The sequence below is a fragment of the Alkalihalobacillus deserti genome, assembly GCF_020734105.1.
GTDB classification, from domain to species: Bacteria; Bacillota; Bacilli; order Bacillales; family Bacillaceae_D; genus Halalkalibacter; species Halalkalibacter deserti.
Genome location: NZ_JAJAFR010000006.1, coordinates 172,804 through 198,793 on the forward strand (window position 1 = coordinate 172,804; position 25,990 = coordinate 198,793).

Annotated in this window: 24 protein-coding genes, 1 pseudogene and 1 riboswitch; of the genes and pseudogenes, 24 read left to right on the forward strand and 1 reads right to left on the reverse strand. The window is 39.0% G+C overall.

Annotated elements, in window-relative coordinates; genetic code table 11:
- The first annotated feature begins 27 nt into the window (after nucleotides 1-27).
- The 5 genes from gcvH (at nucleotide 28) to LDX58_RS13475 (ending at nucleotide 4,150) form a co-directional block, all read left to right on the forward strand.
- Nucleotides 28-414: a glycine cleavage system protein GcvH gene (gene gcvH / locus LDX58_RS13455; RefSeq protein ID WP_227937358.1), complete on the forward strand. Its 387-nt coding sequence runs from the start codon at nucleotides 28-30 to the stop codon at nucleotides 412-414.
- Between the two features lie 112 nt (nucleotides 415-526).
- A complete protein-coding gene (locus LDX58_RS13460) occupies nucleotides 527-763 on the forward strand; it encodes a YusG family protein (RefSeq protein ID WP_227937359.1) in 237 nt (78 codons plus the stop codon).
- Between the two features lie 508 nt (nucleotides 764-1,271).
- Nucleotides 1,272-1,386: riboswitch (SAM riboswitch) on the forward strand.
- 209 nt (nucleotides 1,387-1,595) lie between these two features.
- Nucleotides 1,596-2,621, forward strand: coding sequence for a methionine ABC transporter ATP-binding protein (locus LDX58_RS13465; RefSeq protein ID WP_227937360.1), 1,026 nt, complete (start codon nucleotides 1,596-1,598; stop codon nucleotides 2,619-2,621).
- Nucleotides 2,614-3,282, forward strand: a complete 669-nt coding sequence (locus LDX58_RS13470) for a methionine ABC transporter permease (protein ID WP_227937361.1) — start codon at nucleotides 2,614-2,616, stop codon at nucleotides 3,280-3,282. Before LDX58_RS13465 ends, LDX58_RS13470 begins: the two co-directional genes overlap by 8 nt.
- 16 nt (nucleotides 3,283-3,298) lie before the next feature.
- Entirely contained in the window at nucleotides 3,299-4,150 is an 852-nt protein-coding gene (locus LDX58_RS13475) for a MetQ/NlpA family ABC transporter substrate-binding protein (protein WP_227937362.1), read from the forward strand.
- 186 nt (nucleotides 4,151-4,336) lie between these two features.
- Here the strand turns inward: LDX58_RS13475 and LDX58_RS13480 are convergent, their stop codons facing one another.
- The gene (locus tag LDX58_RS13480) at nucleotides 4,337-4,861 is read right to left on the reverse strand and encodes a hypothetical protein (protein WP_227937363.1); all 525 of its coding nucleotides are present in this window, start codon (nucleotides 4,859-4,861) and stop codon (nucleotides 4,337-4,339) included.
- A gap of 357 nt (nucleotides 4,862-5,218) precedes the next feature.
- Between LDX58_RS13480 and LDX58_RS13485 the strand changes: the two genes are divergently transcribed.
- The 19 genes and pseudogenes from LDX58_RS13485 (at nucleotide 5,219) to LDX58_RS13575 (ending at nucleotide 25,988) form a co-directional block, all read left to right on the forward strand.
- Entirely contained in the window at nucleotides 5,219-5,596 is a 378-nt protein-coding gene (locus LDX58_RS13485) for a carboxymuconolactone decarboxylase family protein (protein WP_227937364.1), read from the forward strand.
- Between the two features lie 213 nt (nucleotides 5,597-5,809).
- Nucleotides 5,810-5,947, forward strand: a complete 138-nt coding sequence (locus LDX58_RS13490; protein ID WP_227937365.1) for a YuzK family famiily protein — start codon at nucleotides 5,810-5,812, stop codon at nucleotides 5,945-5,947.
- Between the two features lie 344 nt (nucleotides 5,948-6,291).
- Nucleotides 6,292-7,083, forward strand: a complete 792-nt coding sequence (gene sufC, locus LDX58_RS13495; protein WP_227937366.1) for a Fe-S cluster assembly ATPase SufC — start codon at nucleotides 6,292-6,294, stop codon at nucleotides 7,081-7,083.
- Between the two features lie 73 nt (nucleotides 7,084-7,156).
- On the forward strand, nucleotides 7,157-8,464 hold the full coding sequence (gene sufD / locus LDX58_RS13500) for a Fe-S cluster assembly protein SufD (protein ID WP_227937367.1): 1,308 nt from the start codon (nucleotides 7,157-7,159) through the stop codon (nucleotides 8,462-8,464).
- Nucleotides 8,464-9,684 carry a cysteine desulfurase gene (locus LDX58_RS13505; protein ID WP_227937368.1) on the forward strand — a complete coding sequence of 407 codons (1,221 nt, stop codon included), beginning with the start codon at nucleotides 8,464-8,466 and terminating at the stop codon, nucleotides 9,682-9,684. Before sufD ends, LDX58_RS13505 begins: the two co-directional genes overlap by 1 nt.
- The gene (gene sufU / locus LDX58_RS13510; RefSeq protein WP_227937369.1) at nucleotides 9,674-10,108 is read left to right on the forward strand and encodes a Fe-S cluster assembly sulfur transfer protein SufU; all 435 of its coding nucleotides are present in this window, start codon (nucleotides 9,674-9,676) and stop codon (nucleotides 10,106-10,108) included. Before LDX58_RS13505 ends, sufU begins: the two co-directional genes overlap by 11 nt.
- Before the next feature lie 76 nt (nucleotides 10,109-10,184).
- Nucleotides 10,185-11,582 carry a Fe-S cluster assembly protein SufB gene (sufB, locus tag LDX58_RS13515; RefSeq protein WP_227937370.1) on the forward strand — a complete coding sequence of 466 codons (1,398 nt, stop codon included), beginning with the start codon at nucleotides 10,185-10,187 and terminating at the stop codon, nucleotides 11,580-11,582.
- Between the two features lie 209 nt (nucleotides 11,583-11,791).
- A complete protein-coding gene (locus LDX58_RS13520) occupies nucleotides 11,792-12,499 on the forward strand; it encodes a FadR/GntR family transcriptional regulator (RefSeq protein ID WP_227937371.1) in 708 nt (235 codons plus the stop codon).
- 254 nt (nucleotides 12,500-12,753) lie between these two features.
- Entirely contained in the window at nucleotides 12,754-13,767 is a 1,014-nt protein-coding gene (locus tag LDX58_RS13525) for a mannonate dehydratase (RefSeq protein ID WP_227937372.1), read from the forward strand.
- A 24-nt stretch (nucleotides 13,768-13,791) separates the two neighbouring features.
- Nucleotides 13,792-14,298, forward strand: coding sequence for a tripartite tricarboxylate transporter TctB family protein (locus LDX58_RS13530; RefSeq protein WP_227937373.1), 507 nt, complete (start codon nucleotides 13,792-13,794; stop codon nucleotides 14,296-14,298).
- Nucleotides 14,299-14,310: 12 nt separating this feature from the next.
- Nucleotides 14,311-15,816, forward strand: a complete 1,506-nt coding sequence (locus tag LDX58_RS13535; protein WP_227937374.1) for a tripartite tricarboxylate transporter permease — start codon at nucleotides 14,311-14,313, stop codon at nucleotides 15,814-15,816.
- A gap of 77 nt (nucleotides 15,817-15,893) precedes the next feature.
- Nucleotides 15,894-16,925: a tripartite tricarboxylate transporter substrate binding protein gene (locus tag LDX58_RS13540; RefSeq protein ID WP_227937375.1), complete on the forward strand. Its 1,032-nt coding sequence runs from the start codon at nucleotides 15,894-15,896 to the stop codon at nucleotides 16,923-16,925.
- Between the two features lie 194 nt (nucleotides 16,926-17,119).
- A complete protein-coding gene (gene kdgD, locus LDX58_RS13545) occupies nucleotides 17,120-18,058 on the forward strand; it encodes a 5-dehydro-4-deoxyglucarate dehydratase (RefSeq protein ID WP_227937376.1) in 939 nt (312 codons plus the stop codon).
- A 42-nt stretch (nucleotides 18,059-18,100) separates the two neighbouring features.
- Nucleotides 18,101-19,564: an alpha-ketoglutaric semialdehyde dehydrogenase GucD gene (gene gucD, locus LDX58_RS13550; protein ID WP_227937377.1), complete on the forward strand. Its 1,464-nt coding sequence runs from the start codon at nucleotides 18,101-18,103 to the stop codon at nucleotides 19,562-19,564.
- Between the two features lie 100 nt (nucleotides 19,565-19,664).
- Nucleotides 19,665-21,026: a glucarate dehydratase gene (gene gudD / locus LDX58_RS13555; protein WP_227937378.1), complete on the forward strand. Its 1,362-nt coding sequence runs from the start codon at nucleotides 19,665-19,667 to the stop codon at nucleotides 21,024-21,026.
- A gap of 122 nt (nucleotides 21,027-21,148) precedes the next feature.
- Nucleotides 21,149-22,675, forward strand: coding sequence for a galactarate dehydratase (gene garD, locus LDX58_RS13560; RefSeq protein ID WP_227937379.1), 1,527 nt, complete (start codon nucleotides 21,149-21,151; stop codon nucleotides 22,673-22,675).
- A 95-nt stretch (nucleotides 22,676-22,770) separates the two neighbouring features.
- Nucleotides 22,771-24,099, forward strand: a complete 1,329-nt coding sequence (locus LDX58_RS13565; protein ID WP_227937380.1) for a hypothetical protein — start codon at nucleotides 22,771-22,773, stop codon at nucleotides 24,097-24,099.
- A 181-nt stretch (nucleotides 24,100-24,280) separates the two neighbouring features.
- Nucleotides 24,281-25,126 (forward strand): DUF72 domain-containing protein, encoded by an 846-nt coding sequence (locus tag LDX58_RS13570; protein WP_227937381.1) that lies wholly within the window; start codon nucleotides 24,281-24,283, stop codon nucleotides 25,124-25,126.
- Between the two features lie 53 nt (nucleotides 25,127-25,179).
- Nucleotides 25,180-25,988: pseudogene (locus tag LDX58_RS13575) on the forward strand (sulfite exporter TauE/SafE family protein).
- Nucleotides 25,989-25,990 lie beyond the last annotated feature (2 nt).

Consider the following 25,990-nt stretch of genomic DNA (forward strand, 5'->3'; position numbering starts at 1 on the left):
TGTATTATTTTGAGTGGAGGGATTTGGATGAGTAATTTACCAAAGGAATTAAAGTATTCAGAAGAGCATGAATGGGTTAAAGTTGAAGGTGAAACGGTTCGTATCGGAATTACAGATTTCGCTCAGTCGGAACTTGGAGACATCGTATTCGTTGAACTTCCAGAAGTGGGAGATGAAATTGAAGCGGACGAGCCATTTGGAAGTGTTGAGTCAGTAAAGACGGTATCAGAATTGTATGCACCAATTAGTGGGAAAGTTGTGTCTGTTAATGAAGAGCTTGATGATTCACCAGAATTCGTCAACGAGTCACCATACGAAAAAGCTTGGATGATCGTTATAGAGCCAAGTGATTCAAGTGAAGTAGACAAGCTTATGTCTGCAGAGCAATATCAAGAAATGATCAATGAAGACTAAGCATTAAGTGAGGAAAGGCAAAAGCCTTTCCTCTTTTTCATGTATTACCCATGGCTGCTGTCATTTTTGGTGGACACAATAAGAGTAGCTTCTGTTTAAGGAGGTTAGTGCCGTGGATCTTGTAAAAGTTGATGTAACAAGTAAAGTAAAAGGGAAATATGAGAATGGCCATATGAATTTATATATGGATAAGGCTCAAATAGGAAAAGTCATCGAAACGAATCAAGGGCTCGCGCATGAAATGGCTGAAGGCTTTGAATTTGAGAACGATAAAATTTTCCGCTATGAGCAAGAGAATCCAAATGAAGTGAAATCGTATGTAGAAGGTTGTGACGAGGGCTGGTGTTAAAAATGGTATGGCTCGCATTAAATTGAACTCGAAGTGAGTTGATTTTATGGAAGCTACTTAAGAAGATAAAAACCAGAACCCACTAAAAAAGTCCCTTTTAGCAGATTCAGAAAGCAGCAATGGCTCCACACGTTAAAGGCCACTGAAAAAGGTAGAAATCGTACCTTTTTCAGTGGCCTCAATTTTATGTCCCTCTTTCTTTGTAAGATGACGTGGTAGAGCGAATGATCTTAAGAGGTTTTAATTTTTAAAAGAACAGATAGCAAAGCTCTTAACCATTATTTAATATTTTAAAATATTAAATAATGGTGAGGTCATTTTTTTCTTTTTTCAGTGATCGTTCTTAAAAAATGCTATGTTAATGGGTGTTACAGGGACAAAATTAACGTTTTAAATAAGTGACTATTCTAAAGAATACGAATATGAATAATGCCGTAATGCTATAGCTTTATCAGTTGACAACTATTTTTCTTGCATGCTATTATTCACTCATTGTTAAAGATATAGACTCTTATCCAGAGTGGCGGAGGGACTGGCCCGAAGATGCCCGGCAACCGTTAGATGAATTGCTTATCTAAGAAGGTGCTAAATCCTGCAAAGCGATTTGCTTTGATAGATGAGAGAAAGGCATTGTTATTACCCTTTCTGTTCACCATGTTCAGAAAGGTTTTTCTGTATGGAAGCTAAATGAACGTAATTATTATTGAATTAAAGCTTAGTTTTTAGTGGGGAAAGTTAGAATGAAGAGTTTAAACATATGAATCTAGCATAAAAAGAGAGTTGGACATTCATAGACTTCTTCAAACTACCTTAAGAAAGAAGGGATACGACTATGATTTCGTTAAGCGGCATCCGGAAAACGTTTCAAACAAAGGATGGACCGGTTACAGCAGTTGATGGCATAGATTTAAAGATTAATGAAGGTGAAATATACGGGGTCATCGGATATAGTGGTGCTGGGAAAAGTACGTTGATTCGAATGCTTAATATGTTAGAGCATCCAACAGAAGGTGATGTTGAAGTCGCTGGACAAACTCTTTCTAAGTTGAGTCAAAAAGATCTTCGAAGAGCGCGTCAAGAGATTGGCATGATCTTTCAACATTTTAATCTTCTTTGGTCTCGTACCGTTCGTGAAAATATTGCCTTTCCACTTGAAATTGCCGGTGTAAAAAAAGCTACGAGAGACCAGCGCGTCAATGAGTTAATTGAACTTGTTGGGTTAGAAGGAAGAGGGGAAAGTTATCCATCTCAATTAAGTGGTGGACAAAAGCAGCGGGTTGGGATTGCTCGTGCACTTGCTAATAATCCGAAAGTGCTTCTTTGTGATGAGGCGACATCAGCACTTGACCCGAAAACAACTGACTCGATTCTTGATTTACTTGTTGATATTAATGAGAAGCTTGGCTTGACGATTATTCTGATTACCCATGAAATGCATGTGATTCGAAAGATCTGTCATCAAGTGGCGGTGATGGGGGCTGGCCGTATCGTTGAGCAAGGACTCGTACGTGAAGTGTTCCGCAAACCAAAAGAGAACATGACGAAAGAGTTTGTTAAGCAGATTACAGAGCCGGAAGAAACGGTTGATGCGATTACACAAATGCTTAAAGAGCATCCAGAAGGTCAGATTGTTCAGTTAACATTTGTTGGTGAAGAAGCGGAGCGGCCGTTAATAACGCAATTGATTCGTCAGTTTGATGTTGAAGTGAACATTGTTCAAGGGAAAATCACGAAATTCCAAGAGGGTTCTTATGGAACATTATTTGTCGCTTTAAATGGCGAGAAAGCTGAAATCGAAAAAGCGATCACCTTTATTCGTAATAAGGAAGTCGATGTGGAGGTGATTGTCCATGATTGACCAATGGTTTGGAAAAGTGAAATGGGATAAACTTTGGGATGCAACTCTTGAGACACTTTACATGACAAGTATCTCAGTGACCGCAACATTCATCATTGGATTGATTCTAGGGATGATTCTATATTTAACAAGCAAAGGAAACCTTTGGGAACACGCGTTAGTCAATGGTGTTTTTAGTTTTATTGTTAATGTGTTTAGGTCGATTCCTTTCATTATTCTCATTGTTTTGTTAATTCCATTTACACGAATTCTTGTAGGCTCAATGTTAGGGGCGAATGCCGCTTTGCCAGCGTTAATTATTGGAGCAGCTCCATTTTATGCGCGGATGGTTGAAATTGCACTGCGGGAAATTAACAAAGGTGTGATTGAGGCTTCTCAAGCTATGGGAGCTAGTAATTGGGATATTATCCGTAAAGTGCTGATTCCTGAATCACTACCTGCTTTGATTTCTGGTATCACCGTGACCGCGATTGCGCTAGTGAGTTACACGGCGATGGCTGGTGTCATTGGGGCAGGTGGACTAGGTCACTTTGCTTATTTAGAAGGTTTTCAACGAAACAACAGCCAAATTACATTAGTTGCTACAGTTGTCATCTTATTAGTTGTCTTCTTCATTCAATGGATGGGTGACTACTTTACAAATAAAACAGATAAACGATAACAAGGGGGATTTACAGATGAAGAAATTTTTAAGTTTGATTGGCGCAGCTGCATTGTCACTTTCATTAGTAGCATGCGGTGGTGCAGAGGAAGAAACAACTGAAGAGGTTGCAGACGAAACAGCTCAAGAAGAATCAACAAAAATCGTAGTCGGTGCATCTGCTGTACCGCATACAGAAGTGCTTGAGTTTGCACAACCATTATTAGCTGAAGAAGGCATTGAGCTTGAGATTGTCACTTTCCAAGATTATATTTTACCAAATCAAACACTTCGTGATGGAGACATTGATGTTAACTATTTCCAAACACCTGGTTACTTAGAAATGCAAATTGAAGAAAATGATTATGACTTTGTAAGCATTGGTTCCGTTCATGCAGAGCCAATTGGTGTTTATTCTAAAGAGTACTCTAGTTTAGAGGAGCTTCCAGAAGGTGCTAGCATTGTGATGAGTGATTCTATTAGTGACCACGGTCGTATCCTACCGATTTTTGAACGTGCTGGTTTAATTGAGCTTGACGTTGAAGAAGGTGCCTTAGCAACAATCGATGATATTACATCTAATCCAAAGAACCTTAAATTTGGAGATCCGCAAGTAGAAGCGAAAATGCTCGCACCATCTTTTGAAGCTGGTGAGGGCGATGCTGTTGTCATTAACACAAACTACGCACTAGAAGGCGGCGTGGACATTGAGCAATTTGGTATTGCGTTTGAAGGTGAAGATGTTCTTCAACCGAACTTAATCGTTGTCCGTGCTGAAGATGAAAACCGTCCTGAGCTACTAAAATTAGTTGAAATCCTTCAATCAGAAGAAGTTCAACAATTTATAATAGAAAATTATAAAGGTGCGGTAATTCCGTTAACGAACTAAATGAACTTTGGTTTATGTCGAAATAATTTCTAATAAACGAAAGGCTGTTGAGTGATAAACTCAACAGCCTTTTTGAGGTAAGAAAGTTTAAAATTGAAGTGAAATACAGAATCGATTTTAAAGAAGTATAAAACCTAGTCAAAGAAGTAGGGATTCCGCTCATTGCAGCCTCGTCGTTTTTTAAAACTAGATATCCCAACGAATAACTGTCTTAAAACGATCAGTGAAGCTCTTATTCTTGCTCGTAGTATCCGTTTTAAATAAGGCTCCTTCGATCCAAAGTTGATAAAGATAAAGAAGCACAGCCATGATGACAAAAGCTAAAAAAACTTCAAGGCTCCCGTGCTTGACTTCTTTAATAATGCCTAGAGGTACTATTACAAATTTGTGTAAACCAAATGCAAACAAAGAATCAACCACGACGTTGACAATCAGGAATAACCAGAAGCGTCCGAAGGTCACGGCGAAAATCCAAATGGTTCCGACGAAAAAGATTCCAAATGTGAAGGGGAGAAATGTAATTAAAGCGTCCGTTATTACCACGTTTTGAATAAGCCAATCCTGTGTGTAGGCAAGTTCTGCGTACAAGGTGACGAGCAAAGCTGAAAAAGTTGCAACGGGTGTGTAGCGTTTTATGAATTTTTTCTTCATAAACAATAATGTAAACCACGGTAAAAAAAGGATTAAACGGATAATCAATACTGGCCACATATTTTTTTGTGAACCCCCTAAAAATCAATTCTTATTAGTAATATTTCTTAAACAATCTAAGACATACATAGTTAAAGGAAAAGTTATTTTAGAGGCCGCTGAAAAAGTCCCTTTTAGCAGATTCGAGGAAGCAGCAATGGCTCCACACGTTGCGCGCCAGCAATGAGAAACCCACTCATAGCCGGCTTAAGACAAAGCAACGGTTCCGCTCATTGCTTAAAGACCACTGAAAAAAGGTTAAAACCGTACCTTTTTTCAGTGGTCTCGTTATTTTAGTCCTCTTTTTTCAGTGTATAAACCCATTTATAGCTACGGATACTATCATTGTCGCAATTTAACAAAGGGGGCTTTATTAAAATGGAACAGCAACAAGAAGGAACTCCAATTGAACAAGCATTACAAGATTATAAACAAGGATTAGGCAATTTCACACAAAAAATGCCTGATATTGCGAAGAAATACAACGCATTCACGGAAGCGTGTTTTGCAGATGGGAAGCTTTCACAAAAGGAAAAGCAAATGATTGCGCTAGGCATTAGTGTGTATTCTCAAGATGAGTATTGCATCATTTATCATGCTAAAGGATGTTTAGATCAAGGTTGTTCAGAAGAAGAAATTCTTGAGACGGTTGGAGTGACAGCTGCATTTGGTGGCGGGGCTGCGATGAGCCAAGCGGTTACACTCGTTCAAGAATGTATTAGTGAACTAGATGGAAGTGGTTCTCAAGTTCAATAAGCTAGGATGTTAAAGGATTTGTATCGGTATATTTTCTGACAATACTTAAACACTTCTCAAGGCTCAATATACTAATATATCTCGTTATTTCGTTGTTGGTGGAATTTTCTGATCATGGTAAGATTACATCTGACAATAACGAGAAAGGGTTGATTCATTATCCATTCAATAGACACAAGTCGTAATGAGGGCCATTCAGCTGTCAAAGGAGAAATGGAAAAGGGATTGCAACAAGCACACGGGATTAATTATTCTGAATACAATCAAAGTTTAGAAAAACGTATTCAAATTGAGAAACAACGTGAAAAAGATTACGAGGCTAGCAAAAAAATTGCAGCTCAATTTAGCTAGGGTCGTATCAGTTATGATAGATCGAGTTAGAGTAGTGCCTTGAGGTGCTACTCTTTTTTTATTGACGCTATTTTGTGAAGATTTCCCTCCTTTCAACCTTAAGTTATAAAAGAAATTTTACATACTTTAAATAGTATGAAACGAAGTATAGGGCTGTAGAGTAAGGTTCTCAAGAAAGTTTCCACTATAAACATAGGTATAATAGTTTTTACTGAATCGCAGTCCTTGAACTTATAATAGATTTGTTATAAGATTGTAATGAGAATAGATTGAGAATAAAATTAAATAAAAAATTAAATGCAGCTTTGTCCAGGATAAAGCATAATACATTGGAGGTCGTCGTAATGTCAGTACCATATCTTAAAATTGAAAACCTACACGTATCAGTAGAAGGGAATGAAATCCTTAAAGATTTCAACCTTGAAATTAAAGGTGGAGAATTCCATGCGATCATGGGACCGAACGGAACAGGTAAATCTACTTTAGCTTCTGCTATTATGGGACACCCTAAATATGAAATTACAAGTGGATCGGTAACAATTAATGGGGAAGATCTTCTTGAAATGGAAGTTGACGAACGTGCACAAGCTGGTCTTTTCTTAGCAATGCAGTACCCAAGTGAAATTAGTGGGATTACAAATGCAGACTTCTTACGTTCAGCGATCAATGCAAAACGTGAGGAAGGAGACGAAATTTCATTAATGAAATTTATTCGCCAACTTGATAAAAAAATGGAACTACTTGATATGGATGATTCATTTTCACACCGTTATTTAAACGAAGGCTTCTCAGGTGGAGAAAAGAAGCGCAATGAAATCCTCCAACTTTTAATGCTTGAGCCGAAAATTGCCATCCTTGATGAAATTGATTCTGGTTTAGATATCGATGCACTTAAAGTGGTTTCTAAAGGGATTAACGAAATGCGCAGTGAGAACTTTGGTTGCTTAATGATTACTCACTACCAACGTTTACTTGACTATATCACTCCTGATAAAGTACACGTAATGATGCAAGGTCGTATTGTGAAATCTGGTGGCGCTGAGCTTGCTACTCGCCTTGAAAAAGAAGGTTATGACTGGATTAAGGTTGAGCTTGGTATTGAAGATGAGCGTGTAGGCGCAAACCTAGAAGCGTAAGAAAATCGCAGATATAGATGAAACAATCGACTCGCATTAGGCGAGTGAGTTTAAAAGTAAAGGGTGGGTATGTATGTCAGTCGAGACAAAAGAATTGTTCGAAAAAGAACAAATTGAATCATTCTCGAATGGACGCAGTGAACCTGATTGGGTACGCGACATTCGTTTAAAAGGCTTAGAATTATCTGAAACAGCAGCACTTCCAAAGCCAGAGAAAACTAAAATTGATAAGTGGAATTTTGTAGAGCGTCGCTTTGACATGAATCAAAAGCCAAAAGCTACATCAGTGAAAGCTTTACCTGAAGCCATTCAAGCGTTAATTGGCGCAGAGACAGCTGAACAAAATTTGCTTGTTCAACAAGATACAACAGCGGTTTACACGAAAACAAACAAAGAGCTTGCTGAAAAAGGTGTTATCTTCACAGATATTCAAACAGCTCTTCAACAGCACGCTGATTTAATAAAACCTTATTTCTTCGGCGAAGCAGTGAAGCCTGAGGAAAATCGTCTTGTCGCTCTACATGCAGCTGTACTAAATGGTGGAGCGTTTATCTATGTTCCGAAAAATGTTCATGTTGAAGTGCCTTTACAAACAGTATTTTCACTTGAAACACCAGAAGCGGTTCTTAGTAATCATGTGATTGTTGTTGCGGAAGAAAACAGTTCCGTTACTTATGTTGAAAACTACACGTCATCTAATGAAGGATCAGCCGTTGCTAATATCATTGCTGAAGTATATGCTAAGGCAGGGGCTAAGGTGGCGTTTGGTGCCGTTGATAACCTTGGTAGTAATGTGACAACCTATGTAGTACGTCGTGGCCATGTTGATAAAGATGCTCGTATTGATTGGGCTCTTGGTCAAATGAATGACGGAAATACAATATCTGAAAATACAACGCATCTTGTTGGCGATGGTTCTTGGGCGGATACGAAAACTGTTACAATTGGTCGTGGTGAACAAAAGCAAAACTTCACTACACAAATTTTCCATCATGGCAAGCATTCGGAAGGTCATATCCTCAAGCATGGTGTTATGCGTGAAGCAGCTACGGCCATTTTTAACGGGATTACTAAAATTGAGCATGGCGCAACAAAGTCGAACGGCGTTCAAACAGAGCGCATATTGATGCTTAGTGAAAGAGCTCGTGGTGATGCGAATCCCATTCTATTGATTGATGAGGATGATGTTACAGCAGGTCACGCAGCATCTGTTGGTCAAGTAGATCCACTGCAAATGTTCTACTTGATGAGTCGTGGAATTTCACGTACAGAAGCAGAACGCCTTGTTATTCATGGGTTCTTAGCACCTGTTGTTGAACAGCTTCCGATTGAATCTGTTAAGGAGCGTATGCGTGAGGCGATTGAAAGGAAAGTACGCTAATGAATGCAAAAGAGATTAAGCAGCTTTTTCCAATTCTTAATCAAGAAGTAAACGAAAATCCGCTTGTCTACCTAGACAGCGCCGCTACTTCACAAAAGCCACTTAAAGTCATTGAAGCAATTGATGATTACTATCGTCGTTACAATTCAAATGTTCACCGTGGTGTTCACACTCTTGGGACACTTGCAACCGATGGATATGAAGGAGCTCGTGAAAAAGTTCGCCGCTTCATTAATGCAAGTTCGATGGAAGAGATTGTGTTTACACGTGGAACAACGACTGCCCTTAATTTAATCGCTGCTAGTTATGGTCGAGACAACTTGACTGCTGGGGATGAGATTGTGATCTCGATAATGGAGCATCATAGTAATATCATTCCATGGCAGCAAATTGCCAAGCAAACAGGAGCGACATTAAAATATTTCCCGCTACAGTCAGATGGTACGATTGATCTAGCTGATGCGGAAAAAACAATAACGGATAAAACGAAAATTGTTTCCGTTATGCATGTGTCAAACGTGCTTGGAACGATTAACCCTGTGAAAGAGATCGCAGAAATTGCTCATCGCAATGGAGCAATTATGGTCGTCGACGGTGCGCAAAGTACACCACATATGAAAATTGATGTGAAAGACCTTGATTGTGACTTCTTTGCTTTTTCAGCTCACAAAATGGTTGGACCAACTGGAATGGGTGCTTTATACGGAAAGAAGGCCCTGCTTGAAAAGATGGAGCCAATTGAATTTGGTGGTGAAATGATTGATTTTGTTGGACTACAAGATTCAACTTGGAAAGAGTTACCTTGGAAATTCGAAGGTGGGACTCCGATCATTGCAGGTGCTATTGGACTAGGAGCAGCCATAGATTTCTTAGAAGAGATTGGTTTAGATGAAATTGCTAAACACGAACATGAATTAGCATCTTATGCAATCGAACGCTTAAGTGAGATTGATGGAATGTCAATATTTGGTCCAAAACATCGCGCTGGTGTTGTAACATTTAACTTGGATGATGTTCATCCACATGATGTCGCAACAGTACTAGATGCAGAGGGAATTGCCGTTCGTGCTGGTCATCACTGTGCCCAACCTCTTATGAAGTGGTTAAAGGTTACAGCGACGGCTCGTGCAAGCTTCTATTTGTATAATACGAAAGAAGACGTCGATGCTCTTTATACAGGACTAGTAAAAACAAAGGAGTACTTTGGAGATGTCTTCTAAACTTGATACCCTTTATAGACAGGTAATTATGGATCACTATAAAAACCCTCGTAACCGCGGGGAGTTTGAAGGCGATACCGTAACCGTTAATATGAATAACCCAACTTGTGGCGACCGCATTCAAATTCAACTCAAAGTTGAAGATGATATTGTAACCGATGCTAAATTTGTTGGGGAAGGATGTTCGATTAGCCTAGCCTCCGCTTCGATGATGACTCAAGCTATTAAAGGTTTGAAATTGGATGAGGCTGTAGAAATGTCTAATGTTTTTTCGAGTATTATGCTCGGAAAAGATTACGACGAAGAACGTTTTGATTTAGGTGATATTGAAGCTTTACAAGGTGTAGCGAAGTTTCCTGCTCGCATTAAATGTGCGACTCTTGCATGGAAAGCCATGGAAAAAGGAATCAACGACCACCAGTAAGAGAGTTGATTCAAAAAAGTAGCTTTTATCTTTTTGAAGTAAACTCGATAGTTAGACTATATGAGGAGGGTTTCAAATGGCTAAAAAAATGCCTGAAATCGGAGAATATCAATACGGTTTCTCAGACAAAGATGTCTCGATTTTCCGTTCGAAGCGTGGATTAACGAAAGAAATCGTTGAAGAAATCTCACGTATGAAAAGTGAACCACAATGGATGTTAGACTTCCGTTTAAAATCGTTAGAAATGTTCTACAAAATGCCTATGCCACAATGGGGTGGAGATTTATCTGAACTTCACTTTGATGACATCACTTACTACGTTAAGCCATCAGAGAAATCAGAAAAGTCATGGGATGAAGTGCCAGAGGAAATTAAAAATACGTTTGATAAGCTAGGTATTCCAGAGGCAGAGCAAAAGTATCTTGCTGGGGTTTCTGCTCAGTATGAATCTGAGGTTGTTTACCATAGCATGAAGCAAGAATTAACGGATCAAGGAATTCTGTTTACAGATACAGATACAGCGTTAAGAGAGCATGAGGAAATTTTCAAAGAGCATTTTGGAACAATTATTCCTCCGTCTGATAATAAGTTCGCGGCATTAAACTCAGCTGTATGGTCTGGTGGATCATTCATCTATGTACCAAAAGGTATTAAATCTGAAACACCATTACAAGCGTACTTCCGTATTAACTCTGAAAACATGGGTCAATTTGAACGTACTCTAATCATTGCTGATGAAGACAGTTCTGTACACTATGTTGAAGGTTGTACAGCGCCTGTTTATTCAACGAACTCACTTCATAGTGCGGTTGTTGAGATCATTGTTAAGAAAAACGCATACTGTCGTTACACAACGATTCAAAACTGGGCTCCAAACATCTTCAACCTTGTTACAAAACGTGCAGTAGCTGATGCTGGTGCAACAATGGAATGGGTTGATGGGAACATCGGTTCAAAATTAACGATGAAGTACCCAGCTGTTATCATGCGCGGTGAGGGAGCGAAAGGAACAATCCTTTCAATCGCAATCGCTGGTAAAGGACAGCACCAAGATGCTGGAGCAAAAGTTCATCATCTTGCACCAAATTGTTCATCGACCATTGTATCGAAGTCGATTTCTAAACATGGTGGTAAAGTAACATACCGTGGTGTCTGTCACTTTGGTCGTAAGTCAGCTGGCTCGAAGTCGAAGATTGAGTGTGATACGTTAATCATGGATAACAAGTCAACTTCTGACACAATTCCATATAACGAAATTCTAAACAATAACATTACACTTGAGCATGAAGCAACGGTTTCAAAGGTGTCAGAAGATCAACTCTTCTACCTAATGAGCCGTGGTATTTCTGAGCAAGAAGCAACAGAAATGATCGTAATGGGCTTCATTGAGCCATTCACAAAAGAACTACCGATGGAATACGCTGTTGAAATGAACCGTCTGATCAAGTTTGAGATGGAAGGGTCAATCGGGTAATAAAATAGAAAAGGCGAATCCCGCTGGGGTTCGCCTTTTTTTGCAATAATCTTTAACTAATGGGTTGGTAGTTTGAGGAAATGATGGAAAAAGAATTAGTTAAAAATTCTTCTGTAATTTTTGAATTAAATAATAAAAAGCTTTATTTTTTTTATCAATTGTCTTACAATTATAATAAAGACATAAGTCTACCAAGAGGAGGTTTTAACATGGCAGACAACAAAGAAGTAGATATTAAATCACTTAGCCGAAAATCGCTTTCTAAACAAGTTATTGATGAAATTATAAATTTATTAATGACCGGACAGTTGAAACCAGGAGACCGGATACCATCCGAACACGAATTAATGGAAATTTGTGATGTGAGTAGACCCGTTATACGTGAGGCATTAACGTCACTAGAAGTACTGGGAATTGTGAATCGAAAAACTCGTCATGGGACGTTTTTTTCTGAGAGAATTGGAAGCAAACCGTTTTCAATGATGTTAGCGCTTTCAGCTGGAGATGTCGTTTCTATTATCGAAACAAGAGTTGCCTTAGAATTAGGAGTGGTCACATTAGCGGCTGAAAAAATTACAGACAATGAGCTTGAGCTAATTAGAAAAAATATTGAAGAGATGAGAAATTTACCGACTAATGATTCTTCAGAAGTAGATATGCGTTTTCATAAGATCATTGCACAAAGTGCTAGAAATCCACTGTTTGAAGGAATTATTGATGCGTTGCAGAAGTTTCATTCCAAAATTTTAGAACAAATTCCACTCGAAGATCGAAACTTAGATGATACGTTAAGCTATCACGTCGAGATTTATCATGCCCTTTTAAAAAGAGATCCAGTTGAAGCATACATTGCGATGTATCGTCATCTCGATTTTGTAAGAAAGAAAGCATTGAAAAGTTTAAAAATAAATAAATGAAAATATTGAATAATGGATAAGCGTTTATCCATTATTCAGTATAAAAATTTTTTCATTTGAATAGGAAACATTTTTTTAAAATTCGGTATTGACTATACAATTCATTTGTCTTACAATTAGATTATCAAATAATTAGTCAATTGCGGATAGCATGGGTCGTTCGAGAAAGACCTTAATTTTCATAAGAGGTTTGAAAGCGCATACTTGAACTGATCTACTTGAATGAAGTTTTAGACAAATGGAGGGAAAAGAAGATGATGAAAGTATCAGTAACAACCACCAAGTTTGATTTAACGGATGGCGATTTAAGGCAAATGTGTCAACTAGGCGTAGATTGCGTTGACTTTGGAACAGGTTCTTCATTTCCAGGTGTGAAGGAACAGGGATTTCCAGATTTGGATGCAGTACTAAAAATGAAAAAGCGTGTTCGGTCATTTGGACTTGATGTCAACAGAGTCACCTTGCCTGATCTCTCACCAAGTTATATGAATAATGAAGAAGGAAGTGAAAAAGAGCTAGAACACTCAGTGAATGCGGTAAAAGTATTCGGCGAAGCTGGTATTAAAATTGTAAGGCAACGTTTTGCAGGAGATACATTCAACTACATGACAAGGAGTTTTCAAGCTCGTCAAAGAGGAGGAGCGATTGCACGCGGGGAAAGCCTTGGTTTTCAAAAGGAACCATACGAAACTCCAACATTAGAGCAGCATGAACAATGGTGGGGACGTTTCAGAGATGCTTATGCGCAAATAGTTCCGGTATGCGAAGATTACAATGTGAACATTGGAATGCATCCTTCAGACTCACCGAATCATGATACTCCATTTGGAGGCCTTGGCTACCGCCGGATCATGGATGAGTTCCCAAGTAAAAATGTTGGCTACATTTACTGTGTGGGAACGAGAGCAGAAGAAGGTGGAAGCCCGCTTGTGTTAAATGAAATCAACCATTATGGAAGAAAAGATCGAATTTTCCTTGTGCATTTCCGTAACGTTCGAGGTACATTACCAACAGCAGGAGCCTTTGAAGAAGCGTTGTTAGATGACGGAGACATGAATATGTACAAGATCTTATTAGAACTTAGAAAAGTAGGATACAATGGTTGTTTAAATCCTGATCATGTACCGATGATGGAAGGCGACAACCCTGATCTAGATAAAAACTGGGCAAATTCAAATATTGGATGGAGTTATGGAAGCGTAGGTTTTGCATACTCGATTGGATACATTAAGGCACTACTTGCTGCTTTAGTTGAGTTTGAAGGGTAGATTCCAATATAAGGTGGGAGGACAATGTTTAGATTAAGTAAAGATGTATATGCAAGCGTTTTCTTGCTGGCGTTTTCAGTAATTATGTATGTCTCTAGTTTCAGCATTAAAATGTTAACTGTCTCTAAAATTGGTGCAGGGTTTATGCCGAGGATGATTGCGATTGCAATATTTATCCTTAGTATAATCTTACTAATTAACTCTATAAAAGAAATGAAGTTTGCGAAACAAAGAACTGATATTTTAGAGGATGAAGATGAGGACGAGCATGAGGGTATAAAAAGAAAAATTAGTCCGCTATCAGTCGTCATAACCTTGGCTCTAATGATTGGTTATATTGCTCTATTAAAACCAGTTGGCTTTCTGATAATGTCATCGATTTATCTATTCTTACAGATGTATTTACTAGCTGATCCAAAAGAGAGAAAAGCACCTTTATTTATAATTGTATCAGTTGTATCTTCTGTAGTTATCTACTTTTGCTTTAAATCAATATTTCATCTAATGCTACCAGCTGGAATTTTGGGATAAGGAGGTGTTCATATGTTTGAATTGTTTCTAGATGGATTTGCTGCAGTATTAAATTTTAAGACGATCCTACTAATAATGGCAGGTGTAGCAATGGGACTGATATTTGGATCAATTCCTGGGCTAACAGCAACAATGGCGATCGCGATCACCCTGCCGATTACGTTTGGAATGGATCCGATGGCTGCGATGTCCTTATTGATGGGACTATATATTGGAGGGGTATCTGGTGGATTAATTCCTGCAATCTTGTTAAAGCTTCCAGGAACGCCTTCTTCCATTGCAACTACATTTGATGGTTATCCAATGGCGAAAAATGGTAAAGCGGGGGCGGCGTTTGGATACGCAATTGTGTTCTCATTCTTGGGAGGATTATTAAGTATCTTTGTTCTAATGCTACTTGCTCCTCCTTTAGCGAAGATTGCACTTAAGTTTGGACCATTTGAGTATTTTGCCATCACGGTTTTTGCTTTAACGATGATTTCCAGTTTGGCCGGAAACTCGTTAATTAAAGGATTACTTGCTGGATTAATGGGGATTGCCCTAGCAATGGTAGGAGCTGCTCCGATTGACGCATTCCCGCGATTTACCTTTGGCAATACTGCTCTTGATGCTGGTTTTAACTTATTGCCAGTTCTTATTGGATTGTTTGCGGTCTCTGAAATCATTAAAATTTCAGAGACTAAAGTTAAAAAGGGAAAATCAATTCAATATGCGATGAAAGGATTTGGTTTTTCGCTACGGGACTTCTTCAAACAAGGATGGAATGGTTTACGATCAGCGATAATTGGAATTGGAATTGGAATTCTACCGGGTATAGGTGGAGGAACAGCCAATATTATTGCTTATGTTACCGCTAAGAACCAGTCAAAGACTCCTGAAAAATTTGGGAAGGGTCATCCAGATGGAGTTGTTGCATCGGAATCGGCAAATAACGCTGCCGTAGGGGGAGCGCTCGTACCTTTAGTTTCTCTAGGGATACCTGGGGACACGGTTACTGCTCTACTCCTAGGAGGATTAGTGATTCATGGCTTAACACCTGGTCCGCTACTATTCCAAAATAATGGTGACATTGTTTACGGAATATTTGCAGCATTGATTATTGCTAACTTTGCCATGATTGCCTTCCTTTACTGGGGAATGAGAGTATTCACGAGAGTTTTAAGTATTCCACAATATATCTTGTTACCTATCATCATGGTGCTATGTGTAGTAGGGGCAATCGGTGTTAATAATCGTTTGTTTGATGCTGGAGCTCTATTGTTTTTCGGGGTTTTAGGTTATCTAATGTTGAAATTTAAATTTCCAGTAGCACCTGTCATTCTAGGTTTTATTCTAGGACCGCTTCTAGAAACAAACTTGCGTCGAGGTCTCATGTACACAAAAGGTGACTTCTTACCATTTTTAACTCAACCAATTGCGGCGCTTTTCTTAGCACTTGCTCTTTTATCTATTATTCTAAAAGTAAGAGACAACTATAAGAAAAAGAAAAAAGTAGATTCAAATACTTTAGGGGTTTAAAGTAAGCGTATTCAAATGATTTTGATAGGACATAAGTTCCTATGAAAATATAAAAAATATTCTGGGAGGGTACAATTATGAAAAAATCTTTTAAGACGTTATTTTTGATCGTGGCAATGTTTTGTTTAGCAGCTTTTGCTGTTGGCTGTTCGAGTGAAGAAGGTTCTAGTAAGCCAAGTAATGATGAAGGAAGTTCAGAGGAAACGACAGATACTGAAAAAGGATCTGAAGCAGCAAGTGATTATCCAACGAAACCAATTACAGTAGTTGTTCCAGCAGGGGCTGGAGGGGATACTGACGCAAATGCAAGATTACTAGGTAAATATTTAGAGGAAGAATTAGGTCAGACAATTGTCATTTCTAATGTCACTGGTGCTGGTGGTACAGTTGGTGCTAGAGAAGTATTGGATGCTGATGCTGATGGACATACCGTTTTATTTTTCCACAATTCATTATTATTAAATAGAATTCTTGGCCTAGTTGATTTTAGCTATGATTCTTTTAAACTAGCTGGTATTCCAGTATTAGATCAGGGAAATACATTTATGGTAGCTGGTGATTCCGAATTTGAAAATCTTCAAGATATGGTTGAATTTGCTCGTGCTAATCCAGGTGAGGTTTCAATTGCGACTGAAGTTGGTGGATTCACGCACTTGCAATTATTAGCTTTAGAAAAGGATCAAGGAATTGAACTCAATATTGTTGACGTTGGTGGAGCATCTGATAAAATTGCCGCTCTTCTTGGTGGACATATTGATATTGTTCCTACTTCTTTAGGATTGGTTAAGGATTATGTTGAGTCTGGTGATATGAGATCACTTGGTATTATGGCTAAAGAAAGAGTTGACTTAATGCCAGATGTACCTACATTCATAGAGCAAGATGTTAACACTAGTTTCGAAAAATTCTTCTTTTATGGATTTGGCCCAGAAACACCTGATGAGTTTGTAGAGAAATTTTCAAAGGCCGTTGAAAATGTAGTAAACAATGAGCAATATGTAGCAGAGGCAGAGAAGTTCCTTGTTTCACCTACGTTTATGAACCCAGAAGAAACATTTAATTATATTAAAGAAACGGAAGAATTTTATATTGAGCTTAATGAAGAATAAGTTTTAATAGCTTAGATGCTCATAACTTGAACAATATGTTATGAGCATCAATAGTTTTTAATAAAAAAGGAAAACATCATTATAATTTTCTTTAATGTGTTGACTAAAGAATTCATTTGTCTTACAATTAAAACAATAAAAGATATTACAATTAATTCATTCAAACTAATAGAATATTTAGTGGAGGGAATAATATGATAAACAACAAAAAAATACCAACGGGGATTTTAGGATTTCCGACAGCTCCGTTAAATGAAAACGGAAACATTGACGAGAAAGCATTAGCAATAAATATTGACTTCTTAATTAATGAAGGATTATCTTCTATTTTCATCGCTTGTGGATCTGGAGAGTTTCATGCAATTAGCAGAGCAGAGTATCAGAAAATGGTAGAGGTGGCAGTGGAAACAACAGCATGTCGAGTTCCAATTTACACTGGTGTAGGTGGTAACATTACTGATGCGGTTGAATTAGTAAAACTATCAGAAGATTTAGGTGCAGATGGATACTTGATTCTTCCTCCATACCTTATTGATGGTGAGCAAGAGGGTCTCTATAATTACTATAAAACTATTGTTCAAAGCAGTCATTTAAATGCAATTCTTTATAACCGTGATAATGCTATTGTTAATCTAGATACATTACAAAGGTTAATAAATGAATTTCCACAAATCGTTGGCTTAAAAGATGGTCATGGAGATATGGAATTGAACCTAGAGTTTACAAACACAATTGGAGATCGACTTGAATGGTTAAATGGAATGCCGTTTGCGGAGATCACGATGCCAGCATATGCGAAAATTGGATATAGTTCATATTCTTCAGCGATGTCTAACTATATGCCTCATATTTCAAGAATGTTTTATGATGCTCTACTAGAAGGCAACGATGAGCTTGTAAATGAAATCTACGTGGATGTTTTACTCCCGATTAACCGAATTCGAAAAGCGAAAAAAGGTTATGCCGTTTCTTTAATTAAAGCAGGAATGGAAATTCAAGGCTTCCCTGTTGCTAATACAGTGCGTCCACCTTGTGTACCAGTTGAAGAAGGCCATTATGAGGAACTGAAAAAAATTATTAGCTCTACTTTAGAAAAGTATCCAGTAACAAAAACAGAAACTAGTAAACTTTAAAACAGTATATTTTTTTAAGTAAATTAGAAGGAGGAAATAAAAATGACAGTTGAAACTAAGAAAGAAACGTATTTAAATTATGTGAATGGTGCTTGGGTTGCCTCTACAAGTGGAGAAACGAAACCAAGCTTAAACCCAGCAAATACTAAAGATGTTATAGGCTATGTGCAAATGTCTACAAAGGAAGAAACGGATCAAGCAGTTGCGCATGCAAAAGTGGCTCAAAAAGCGTGGAAGAAGCTTTCCGGCAATGATCGTGGAACGTTCTTATACAAAGCTGCAGATGTGTTAGAGAGCAGATTGGATGAAATAGCGGAATGTATGACTCGTGAAATGGGAAAAACATTGCCTGAAGCAAAAGGTGAAACGGCACGTGGTATTGCAATTCTTCGTTACTACGCTGGTGAGGGGTTACGCAAAGTTGGCGATGTGATTCCTTCAACAGACAGCAAAGCTCTTATGTTCACAAGTCGTGTACCTTTAGGTGTTGTTGGCGTCATTACACCTTGGAATTTCCCAGTCGCCATTCCTATTTGGAAAATGGCACCCGCTCTTATTTATGGGAATAGCATTGTTATTAAACCAGCACAAGAAGCAGCTATAACATTGGCTAAAGTTATCGAGTGTTTTGAAGAAGCTGGATTCCCTGCAGGTGTTGTAAACATGGTTACAGGGTCAGGTTCAGTTATCGGTCAAGCGCTTACAGACAATCCTGATGTAAATGGAATTACGTTTACTGGTTCTAATGGAGTCGGAAAAGGGATTGGTCAAGGTTGTTTAGCTCGTGGAGCAAAGTATCAACTAGAAATGGGTGGAAAAAATCCAGTTATTGTAGCTGCAGATGCAGATATCGACCTTGCCGTTGACTCAACAATTAGTGGAGCATTCCGTTCTACTGGACAAAAGTGTACAGCTACAAGCCGTGTCATTGTTGAAGCAGCTGTCTATGAAACTTTTAAAGAGAAACTATTAGCTAAAACGGCTGAAATTACAGTAGGTGATGGTCTAGAATCAGGAATTTGGATGGGACCATCTGCAAGTGAAAGCCAACTGAATACAGTCCTTCATTACATTGAAAAAGGAAAAGAAGAAGGAGCAACTCTTCTAGCAGGTGGAAATCGCTTAACAGGTGAAGGGTACGATAACGGATTTTTCGTTGAGCCTACAATCTTTGAAAATGTTACTTCTGATATGACAATTGCTCAAGAAGAAATTTTTGGTCCGGTTATCGCTCTAATTCAAGTAAATAGTTTAGAAAATGCTCTAACAATTGCAAATGACGTTGAATTTGGTCTAAGTGCTTCAATTTTCACAAGCAATATCCAAAGCATGCTTTCTTTTGTTGAAGACATGGAAGCAGGCCTTGTACGTATTAATTCTGAAAGTGCTGGTGTTGAGCTCCAAGCTCCATTTGGCGGTATGAAGCAATCTAGCTCACACTCTCGTGAACAAGGTGAAGCGGCGAAGGAGTTCTTTACTTCTATTAAAACGGTTTTCGTCAAATAAGATAGCATAAGAGGTTGTTCAAAAGGGATTATCCACTATTTGAACAACCTTTAAGTAATGATAATCTGAAATACATTTTAAAGATGGAGGGGAATCCTGCATGCAAACTGAACAAAAAACGAATGAAAGAACAACAGCTACCCCGATGATTACAGAGTTAAAAGTCATTCCTGTTGCTGGTCGTGATAGCATGTTATTGAACCTAAGCGGAGCGCATAGTCCGTTTTTTACAAGAAATATCGTCATATTAAAAGATAGCTCAGGTAACGTTGGCGTTGGGGAAGTGCCAGGTGGTGAAGGAATTCGAAAAACGCTTGAAGACGCCACGCCATTAGTCGTTGGCCAATCAATTGGGAAATACAATAACATTCTAAACTCAGTTCGAAAGCAATTTGCTGATCGAGATGTAGCGGGACGGGGACTACAAACCTTTGATTTGCGTATCGCGATTCATGCCGTTACGGCATTAGAAGCAGCTCTTCTAGATCTTCTCGGGAAACACTTGAACGTACCAGTTGCAGCGTTGCTTGGCGAAGGCCAGCAGCGAGATAAAGTTGAAATGTTAGGATACTTATTCTACATCGGAGACCGTAACAAAACAGATCTCCCTTATTTAAGTGATCCTAATGGAGAAGATGCTTGGTCTAAATTACGTCACGAAGAAGCGATGACTCCTCAGGCGATTGTTCGTTTAGCTGAAGCGGCTTATGAACGTTATGGTTTTAACGATTTCAAGTTGAAAGGTGGCGTATTACGTGGAGAAGAGGAAATCGAAGCGGTTACTGCGCTAGCACAACGATTCCCGAATGCCAGAATCACACTTGATCCAAACGGTGCTTGGTCATTAGAAGAGGCAATTCGCCTTTGTCGAGACCAACATAACGTTCTTGCTTATGCAGAAGATCCTTGTGGGGCAGAAAACGGGTATTCTGCTCGTGAAATCATGGCTGAATTCCGTCGTGCAACAGGATTGAAAACAGCAACGAATATGATTGCCACAGACTGGCGCCAAATGGGACACTCGATCTCTTTACAATCAGTTGATATACCTTTAGCAGATCCACACTTTTGGACAATGCAAGGATCTGTTCGTGTGGCACAGATGTGTAATGATTGGGGTCTCACATGGGGCTCTCATTCGAATAACCATTTTGATATTTCACTTGCGATGTTTACTCATGTGGCTGCGGCTGCTCCTGGGAATATTACAGCGATTGATACCCATTGGATATGGCAGGATGGGCAACACCTAACAAAGAATCCATTTAAGATTAAGAATGGAATGGTCGATGTACCTGATAAACCAGGTCTAGGTGTTGAAATTGATATGGAGCAAATTGAGAGCGCTCATAAGCTTTATCTTCAAGAAGGATTAGGCGTTCGTGATGACGCTGTTGCCATGCAATATTTAATTCCTGGTTGGAAGTTTGATAACAAACGTCCATGTTTAGTGCGAGATTAATTAGAAGTGAATGATGAGTGTGAGGTATAAAACCTTGATCATTCTAGAAAAAAGTAGGCCGAATTTCGGTCTACTTTTAGTTGGGAAAAACGATCAAATACTCAACAAAGGAGAGCTGTCCTATGTCTTTGAACACAAAAGTGAATGAAATACCTTTATATATCAAAGTTAACGCACAAGATAATGTCGCGATTATTGTCAATGCTGGTGGTTTAAAGGAAGGAACGTTGTTTTCTTGTGGTCTGAAACTTGATGAGTTCGTACCACAAGGACACAAAGTGGCTTTGTGCGATATTGAAGAGGGGCAAGGAATTACCCGTTACGGAGAAGTTATTGGATATGCGATGACCCCCATCAATAAAGGAAGTTGGATTAAAGAATCATTAGTAAGAATGCCAACTCCACCAGAGATGGATGAGTTACCACTAGCTAGTCATGTACCAGTTGAATTATTACCTTTAGATGGGTATACATTTGAAGGTTACAGAAATTCGAACGGAACAGCAGGAATTAAGAACATCCTTGGTATTACAACGAGTGTCCAGTGTGTAACAGGAGTCCTTGAATATTCGGTGAAAAGAATCAAGGAGGAAATTCTACCGAAATTTCCAAATGTTCATGATGTCGTTGCCCTAAACCACACATACGGATGTGGTGTGGCCATCAATGCACCTGAAGCAAAAATTCCAATCCGTACCATTCAAAATATTGCTACTCATCCGAATTTCGGAGGAGAGGCGATGGTTGTTGGATTAGGCTGTGAAAAATTATCACCTGCCCAATTAGGTGATCAGAAAGACTTGATGTCGCTTCAAGATCAAGCAGGTTTTATGCCAATGGTAAAAATGATTATGAAAATGGCAGAAGAACGCTTAGAAAAATTAAATCAAAGACAGCGAGTGACGTGTCCTGTTTCGGACCTGGTCATTGGCTTGCAATGCGGGGGAAGTGATGCTTTTTCAGGTGTAACAGCTAATCCTGCCATCGGCTATGCTGCAGATTTGCTCGTTCGTGCAGGGGCCACGGTTATGTTTTCTGAAGTAACAGAGGTTCGTGATGGTGTGCATTTGTTGACGCCTCGTGCCGTGAACGAAGATGTTGGCCGGGCGATCATTCGAGAAATGAAATGGTATGATGATTATTTGGAAAAAGGTGAAGTAGACCGCAGTGCCAACACGACACCAGGAAATAAAAAAGGCGGTCTATCAAATATCGTTGAAAAATCACTTGGCTCGATTGTGAAGTCAGGTACCAGTCCGATCGCAGGCGTTGTTGGACCAGGAGAAAAGGCAACTGAAAAAGGCTTGCTCTTTGCCGCGACACCGGCAAGTGACTTCGTCTGTGGTACGCTGCAATTAGCAGCCGGCATGCATCTGCAAGTATTCGCTACAGGACGCGGAACACCTTATGCACTAGCTGCAGCTCCGGTTATTAAAGTATCCTCAAGAACGGCGCTGCTAGAACAGTGGAGTGATTTGATTGATGTAAATGCAGGGTCCATTGCTACAGGTGAGGCAACGATTGAAGATGTTGGTTGGGAGTTGTTTCATTTCATCATAGATGTAGCTAGTGGTCGTAAGCAAACATGGACAGAAAAATGGGGAATCAGCAACGAACTGAGCTTATTCAACCCTGCTCCAGTCACATAAACACTTACCTCTCTCGTTTTAGGGACCTTTCTCTTGTTTTATAGGGTTAATATAGAGAAAGGTTTATCGTTTGTTTACAGGAAAGGATGAGACCTGTGCGTAGCTATCTCGTTTTACTAATGTGTTTCCTGTTTCTCATTCAGTATTTTGCCAATGTCGTATGGATCGGGAATTTCGTCGTCATCATGGCCATTCTCGCGTTTATTGCAAGTGCGATAAACGCGAGCGGATTTCCAAGGATTATTGCGATCATTATGATGGGAACAGGGATGTTATTAGAAATTAACAAAGGTACAGGACTAGAAGGAATTAGCCAAGGCATTTTATTAATTTTGCCATTACTTTGTCTTGTTACCCTCGCACCGCTTCTTTCGCTTCCCCTCAAATTAGGAGGGTATTTTCAATCGGTTGATTCGTTGCTACGCAACTTATTACACCATCCGAGACAATTATTTGCCGGGATTACGACGATTCTTTTTATCTTAAGTCCGATCTTAAACTTAGGTTCTGTTAGAATCATCAATGAATTTCTAACGGATCTTAAGCTACCCTCGGCCATGTCAGCTAAAAGTTATTTAATTGGTTTTTCGACGGCATTGTTGTGGTCGCCCTATTTCGCTTCCGTCTCACTAGTTCTTTACTATTTAGGAATGTCGGTAGGGACATATATTCTATACGGAATCAGCTTATCGTTTCTTTCCCTAGTTATCGGGAATTTACTATTCTTTTTGTGGGAGCGGAGCCATCCACTCACCAAAAGTTCTATTCCAGAAAAGCCGCTTGATAGGAAGCATCAAAAGCAACTCGTACAACTGGCTTTATTTGTCGTAATTCTTATGACTTCGTCTCTAACAATAGAGTATCTAACGAAGTGGTCAATGATTGTTATCGTTAGTTTAATTTCGATTATATTGCCTTTAATATGGGGAATGATTACTGGGTGGAACCGAATAAATCCGATGTTAATCCAATTTCGTGATCAATCGGTACCGATGATGAGCAACGAAATTACGCTTTTTATGAGCGCAGGTTTGCTGGCGCATGCAATTCAAGGAACGCGTTTCGCCAATACAATTAGTGAGTACTTAACTGTAATTGCCCATCAATCATTCTTGCTATTTGCTTTAGCTGTAATGGCTATTGTGTTAGTTGTGACATATGTTGGCATTCATCAAATCGCCGTAGTTGCGGCCCTAGCGATGCAATTAAACGCTCATGAATTAGGAATAAGCAATCTCGCTCTTGCGATGCTTTTATTACTTACTTGGTCCATTTCATCGTCTTTAAGTCCTTTTTCTGGTTTGAATTTAATGGTTAGTCGAATTGCCGGAATATCTGGAGTAGAAACAGGTCTTCGTGCAAATGGTTTGCACTTATCGATCATGGCAGTTTTAGGAATCGGTATTATTATGTTTATTATTTAATTAGTCCAGTCCCCTTCTAGAGCAAGCCGTAAAGGAAATAAACCAAAGAAAGGATGACTCATTTTGAGTCATCCTTTTACTAATGAAGGGCTTCTAGATTTTTATTTAGTTAATTTTATGTGAGGTTGGCTTTATCTCAGGTACAATGTAGGTAATGTAATCATTAAAGGAGCTGTTAAAAATGATCTACATAGGCTTAGCAGGCTGGGGCGATCATGATGATCTGTATACAGTAGCAAGCAGACAATCTAAGTTAGAAATCTATGCAGGCCATTATCCAATTGTAGAAGTTGATGCATCTTTCTACGCTGTACAACCTATTCGGAATATGGAAAAGTGGGTTCGGGAAACACCGCAAACTTTTCAATTTGTCGTAAAAGCCTATCAAGGAATGACGGGGCATCAAAAAGGCTTTGCTCCTTTTGAAACGAAAGAAGAGATGTTTCAGGCGTTCCGTTTATCGCTTGAGCCTTTCCTTCAAGCTAGAAAATTAGCGATGGTACTCTGCCAGTTTCCACCGTGGTTCGATTGTAAAAAAGAACACGTGCAGTGGATTCGGTATGTGAAAGAACAATTAAAAGAGATACCAGTTGCACTTGAGTTTAGACATCGCTCTTGGTTTGATGGGGAGATGTATAGAAAAACGCTTCAATTTATGAAGGAAGAAGGATGGATTCATAGCATTTGTGATGAACCTCAAGCGGGGATGCGGTCGATTCCCATTGTACTAGAAGCCACACATGACGATAAAACGTTAATTCGTTTTCATGGTCGGAATGTACATGGATGGAATGATCCTGGTGATGGTACGTGGCGAGACGTACGATATTTATATCAATACAATTTGGAAGAATTACAAGAATGGCAGGAACGACTCAAGCTTTTAGCCTTACAAACAAAAGATATTTATATTGTGTTCAACAATAATTCTGGTGGAGATGCTGCTGAGAATGCTAAACAGCTGATTGATTTACTGAAAATTGACTATCAAGGTCTTGCACCTAGACAATTAGATCTATTTTCTTGATAATAGAAGAGATGATATGATATGAACTTAATGAAGAAGTAGGTGTGAATAAGATGGTTTGGTTGATACTAGTAATAGTCGGCTTTGTAGGTGGAACAGTTGGGAGTCTTATGGGGCTTGGCGGAGGAATCATTGTCGTTCCTTCTTTATTATTACTTGCAAGCTTGTCTTTAATAGATATCACACCGCAAGTTGCAGTTGGGAGTTCGCTTGTCATTATGATCGTAACGGGATTTTCAGCAACGATCGCTTATGTGAAGCAAAAGAAAGTTGATTATAAGAGTGGTCTGCTCTTTTTTTGTGCAAGTGGTCCGGTGCGATTGTTGGTACTTGGCTAAATCGAGGTTTTGATGCTGATTCTTTTCAATTGTTTTTAGGGATCTTTATTTTACTGGTTTCGGTTGTTTTGTTTATTCGCAGCCGACTCACCCCAAAACTATATACGAAAAAAAGAATAGAACGTACCTATATCGATCAAGAAGGAACTACCTATACATATAGCTATAACGTGTTACCGGCTTTAATGCTTTCTTTTGTTGTTGGGATGTTATCAGGTTTATTTGGAATTGGTGGCGGCTCGCTCATGGTACCAGCGATGATGATTCTCTTTCATTTTCCTCCGCATATAGCCGTAGCAACTTCGATGTTTATGATCTTATTATCGGCATTTGCCGGCTCTCTAGCACATATAATTTTAGGAAATGTTGAGTGGTTTTATATACTTGCTCTTTTACCTGGAGCATGGTTTGGTGGGCTAACCGGAGCTGCGATCAATCGTCGATTATCAAGTGACAGTTTAGTCCTTGTTCTTCGAATCGTATTGATATTTGTTGCGCTTAGACTCATATACGAGGGTTTGTGAGT

Excerpts from the sequence above, each read along its gene's own strand:
- LDX58_RS13570 (WP_227937381.1), top strand. The coding sequence starts at position 24,281 with ATGATCTACATAGGCTTAGCAGGCTGGGGCGATCATGATGATCTGTAT.
- LDX58_RS13520 (WP_227937371.1), top strand. The coding sequence starts at position 11,792 with ATGGCAGACAACAAAGAAGTAGATATTAAATCACTTAGCCGAAAATCG.
- kdgD (WP_227937376.1), top strand. The coding sequence starts at position 17,120 with ATGATAAACAACAAAAAAATACCAACGGGGATTTTAGGATTTCCGACA.
- sufD (WP_227937367.1), top strand. The coding sequence starts at position 7,157 with ATGTCAGTCGAGACAAAAGAATTGTTCGAAAAAGAACAAATTGAATCA.
- LDX58_RS13470 (WP_227937361.1), top strand. The coding sequence starts at position 2,614 with ATGATTGACCAATGGTTTGGAAAAGTGAAATGGGATAAACTTTGGGAT.
- LDX58_RS13535 (WP_227937374.1), top strand. The coding sequence starts at position 14,311 with ATGTTTGAATTGTTTCTAGATGGATTTGCTGCAGTATTAAATTTTAAG.
- LDX58_RS13505 (WP_227937368.1), top strand. The coding sequence starts at position 8,464 with ATGAATGCAAAAGAGATTAAGCAGCTTTTTCCAATTCTTAATCAAGAA.
- LDX58_RS13490 (WP_227937365.1), top strand. The coding sequence starts at position 5,810 with ATGGAAAAGGGATTGCAACAAGCACACGGGATTAATTATTCTGAATAC.
- LDX58_RS13540 (WP_227937375.1), top strand. The coding sequence starts at position 15,894 with ATGAAAAAATCTTTTAAGACGTTATTTTTGATCGTGGCAATGTTTTGT.
- LDX58_RS13465 (WP_227937360.1), top strand. The coding sequence starts at position 1,596 with ATGATTTCGTTAAGCGGCATCCGGAAAACGTTTCAAACAAAGGATGGA.
- gucD (WP_227937377.1), top strand. The coding sequence starts at position 18,101 with ATGACAGTTGAAACTAAGAAAGAAACGTATTTAAATTATGTGAATGGT.
- LDX58_RS13480 (WP_227937363.1), bottom strand. The coding sequence starts at position 4,861 with ATGTGGCCAGTATTGATTATCCGTTTAATCCTTTTTTTACCGTGGTTT.
- LDX58_RS13485 (WP_227937364.1), top strand. The coding sequence starts at position 5,219 with ATGGAACAGCAACAAGAAGGAACTCCAATTGAACAAGCATTACAAGAT.
- garD (WP_227937379.1), top strand. The coding sequence starts at position 21,149 with ATGTCTTTGAACACAAAAGTGAATGAAATACCTTTATATATCAAAGTT.
- sufU (WP_227937369.1), top strand. The coding sequence starts at position 9,674 with ATGTCTTCTAAACTTGATACCCTTTATAGACAGGTAATTATGGATCAC.
- LDX58_RS13530 (WP_227937373.1), top strand. The coding sequence starts at position 13,792 with ATGTTTAGATTAAGTAAAGATGTATATGCAAGCGTTTTCTTGCTGGCG.
- LDX58_RS13525 (WP_227937372.1), top strand. The coding sequence starts at position 12,754 with ATGATGAAAGTATCAGTAACAACCACCAAGTTTGATTTAACGGATGGC.
- sufB (WP_227937370.1), top strand. The coding sequence starts at position 10,185 with ATGGCTAAAAAAATGCCTGAAATCGGAGAATATCAATACGGTTTCTCA.
- sufC (WP_227937366.1), top strand. The coding sequence starts at position 6,292 with ATGTCAGTACCATATCTTAAAATTGAAAACCTACACGTATCAGTAGAA.
- gcvH (WP_227937358.1), top strand. The coding sequence starts at position 28 with ATGAGTAATTTACCAAAGGAATTAAAGTATTCAGAAGAGCATGAATGG.
- LDX58_RS13475 (WP_227937362.1), top strand. The coding sequence starts at position 3,299 with ATGAAGAAATTTTTAAGTTTGATTGGCGCAGCTGCATTGTCACTTTCA.
- gudD (WP_227937378.1), top strand. The coding sequence starts at position 19,665 with ATGCAAACTGAACAAAAAACGAATGAAAGAACAACAGCTACCCCGATG.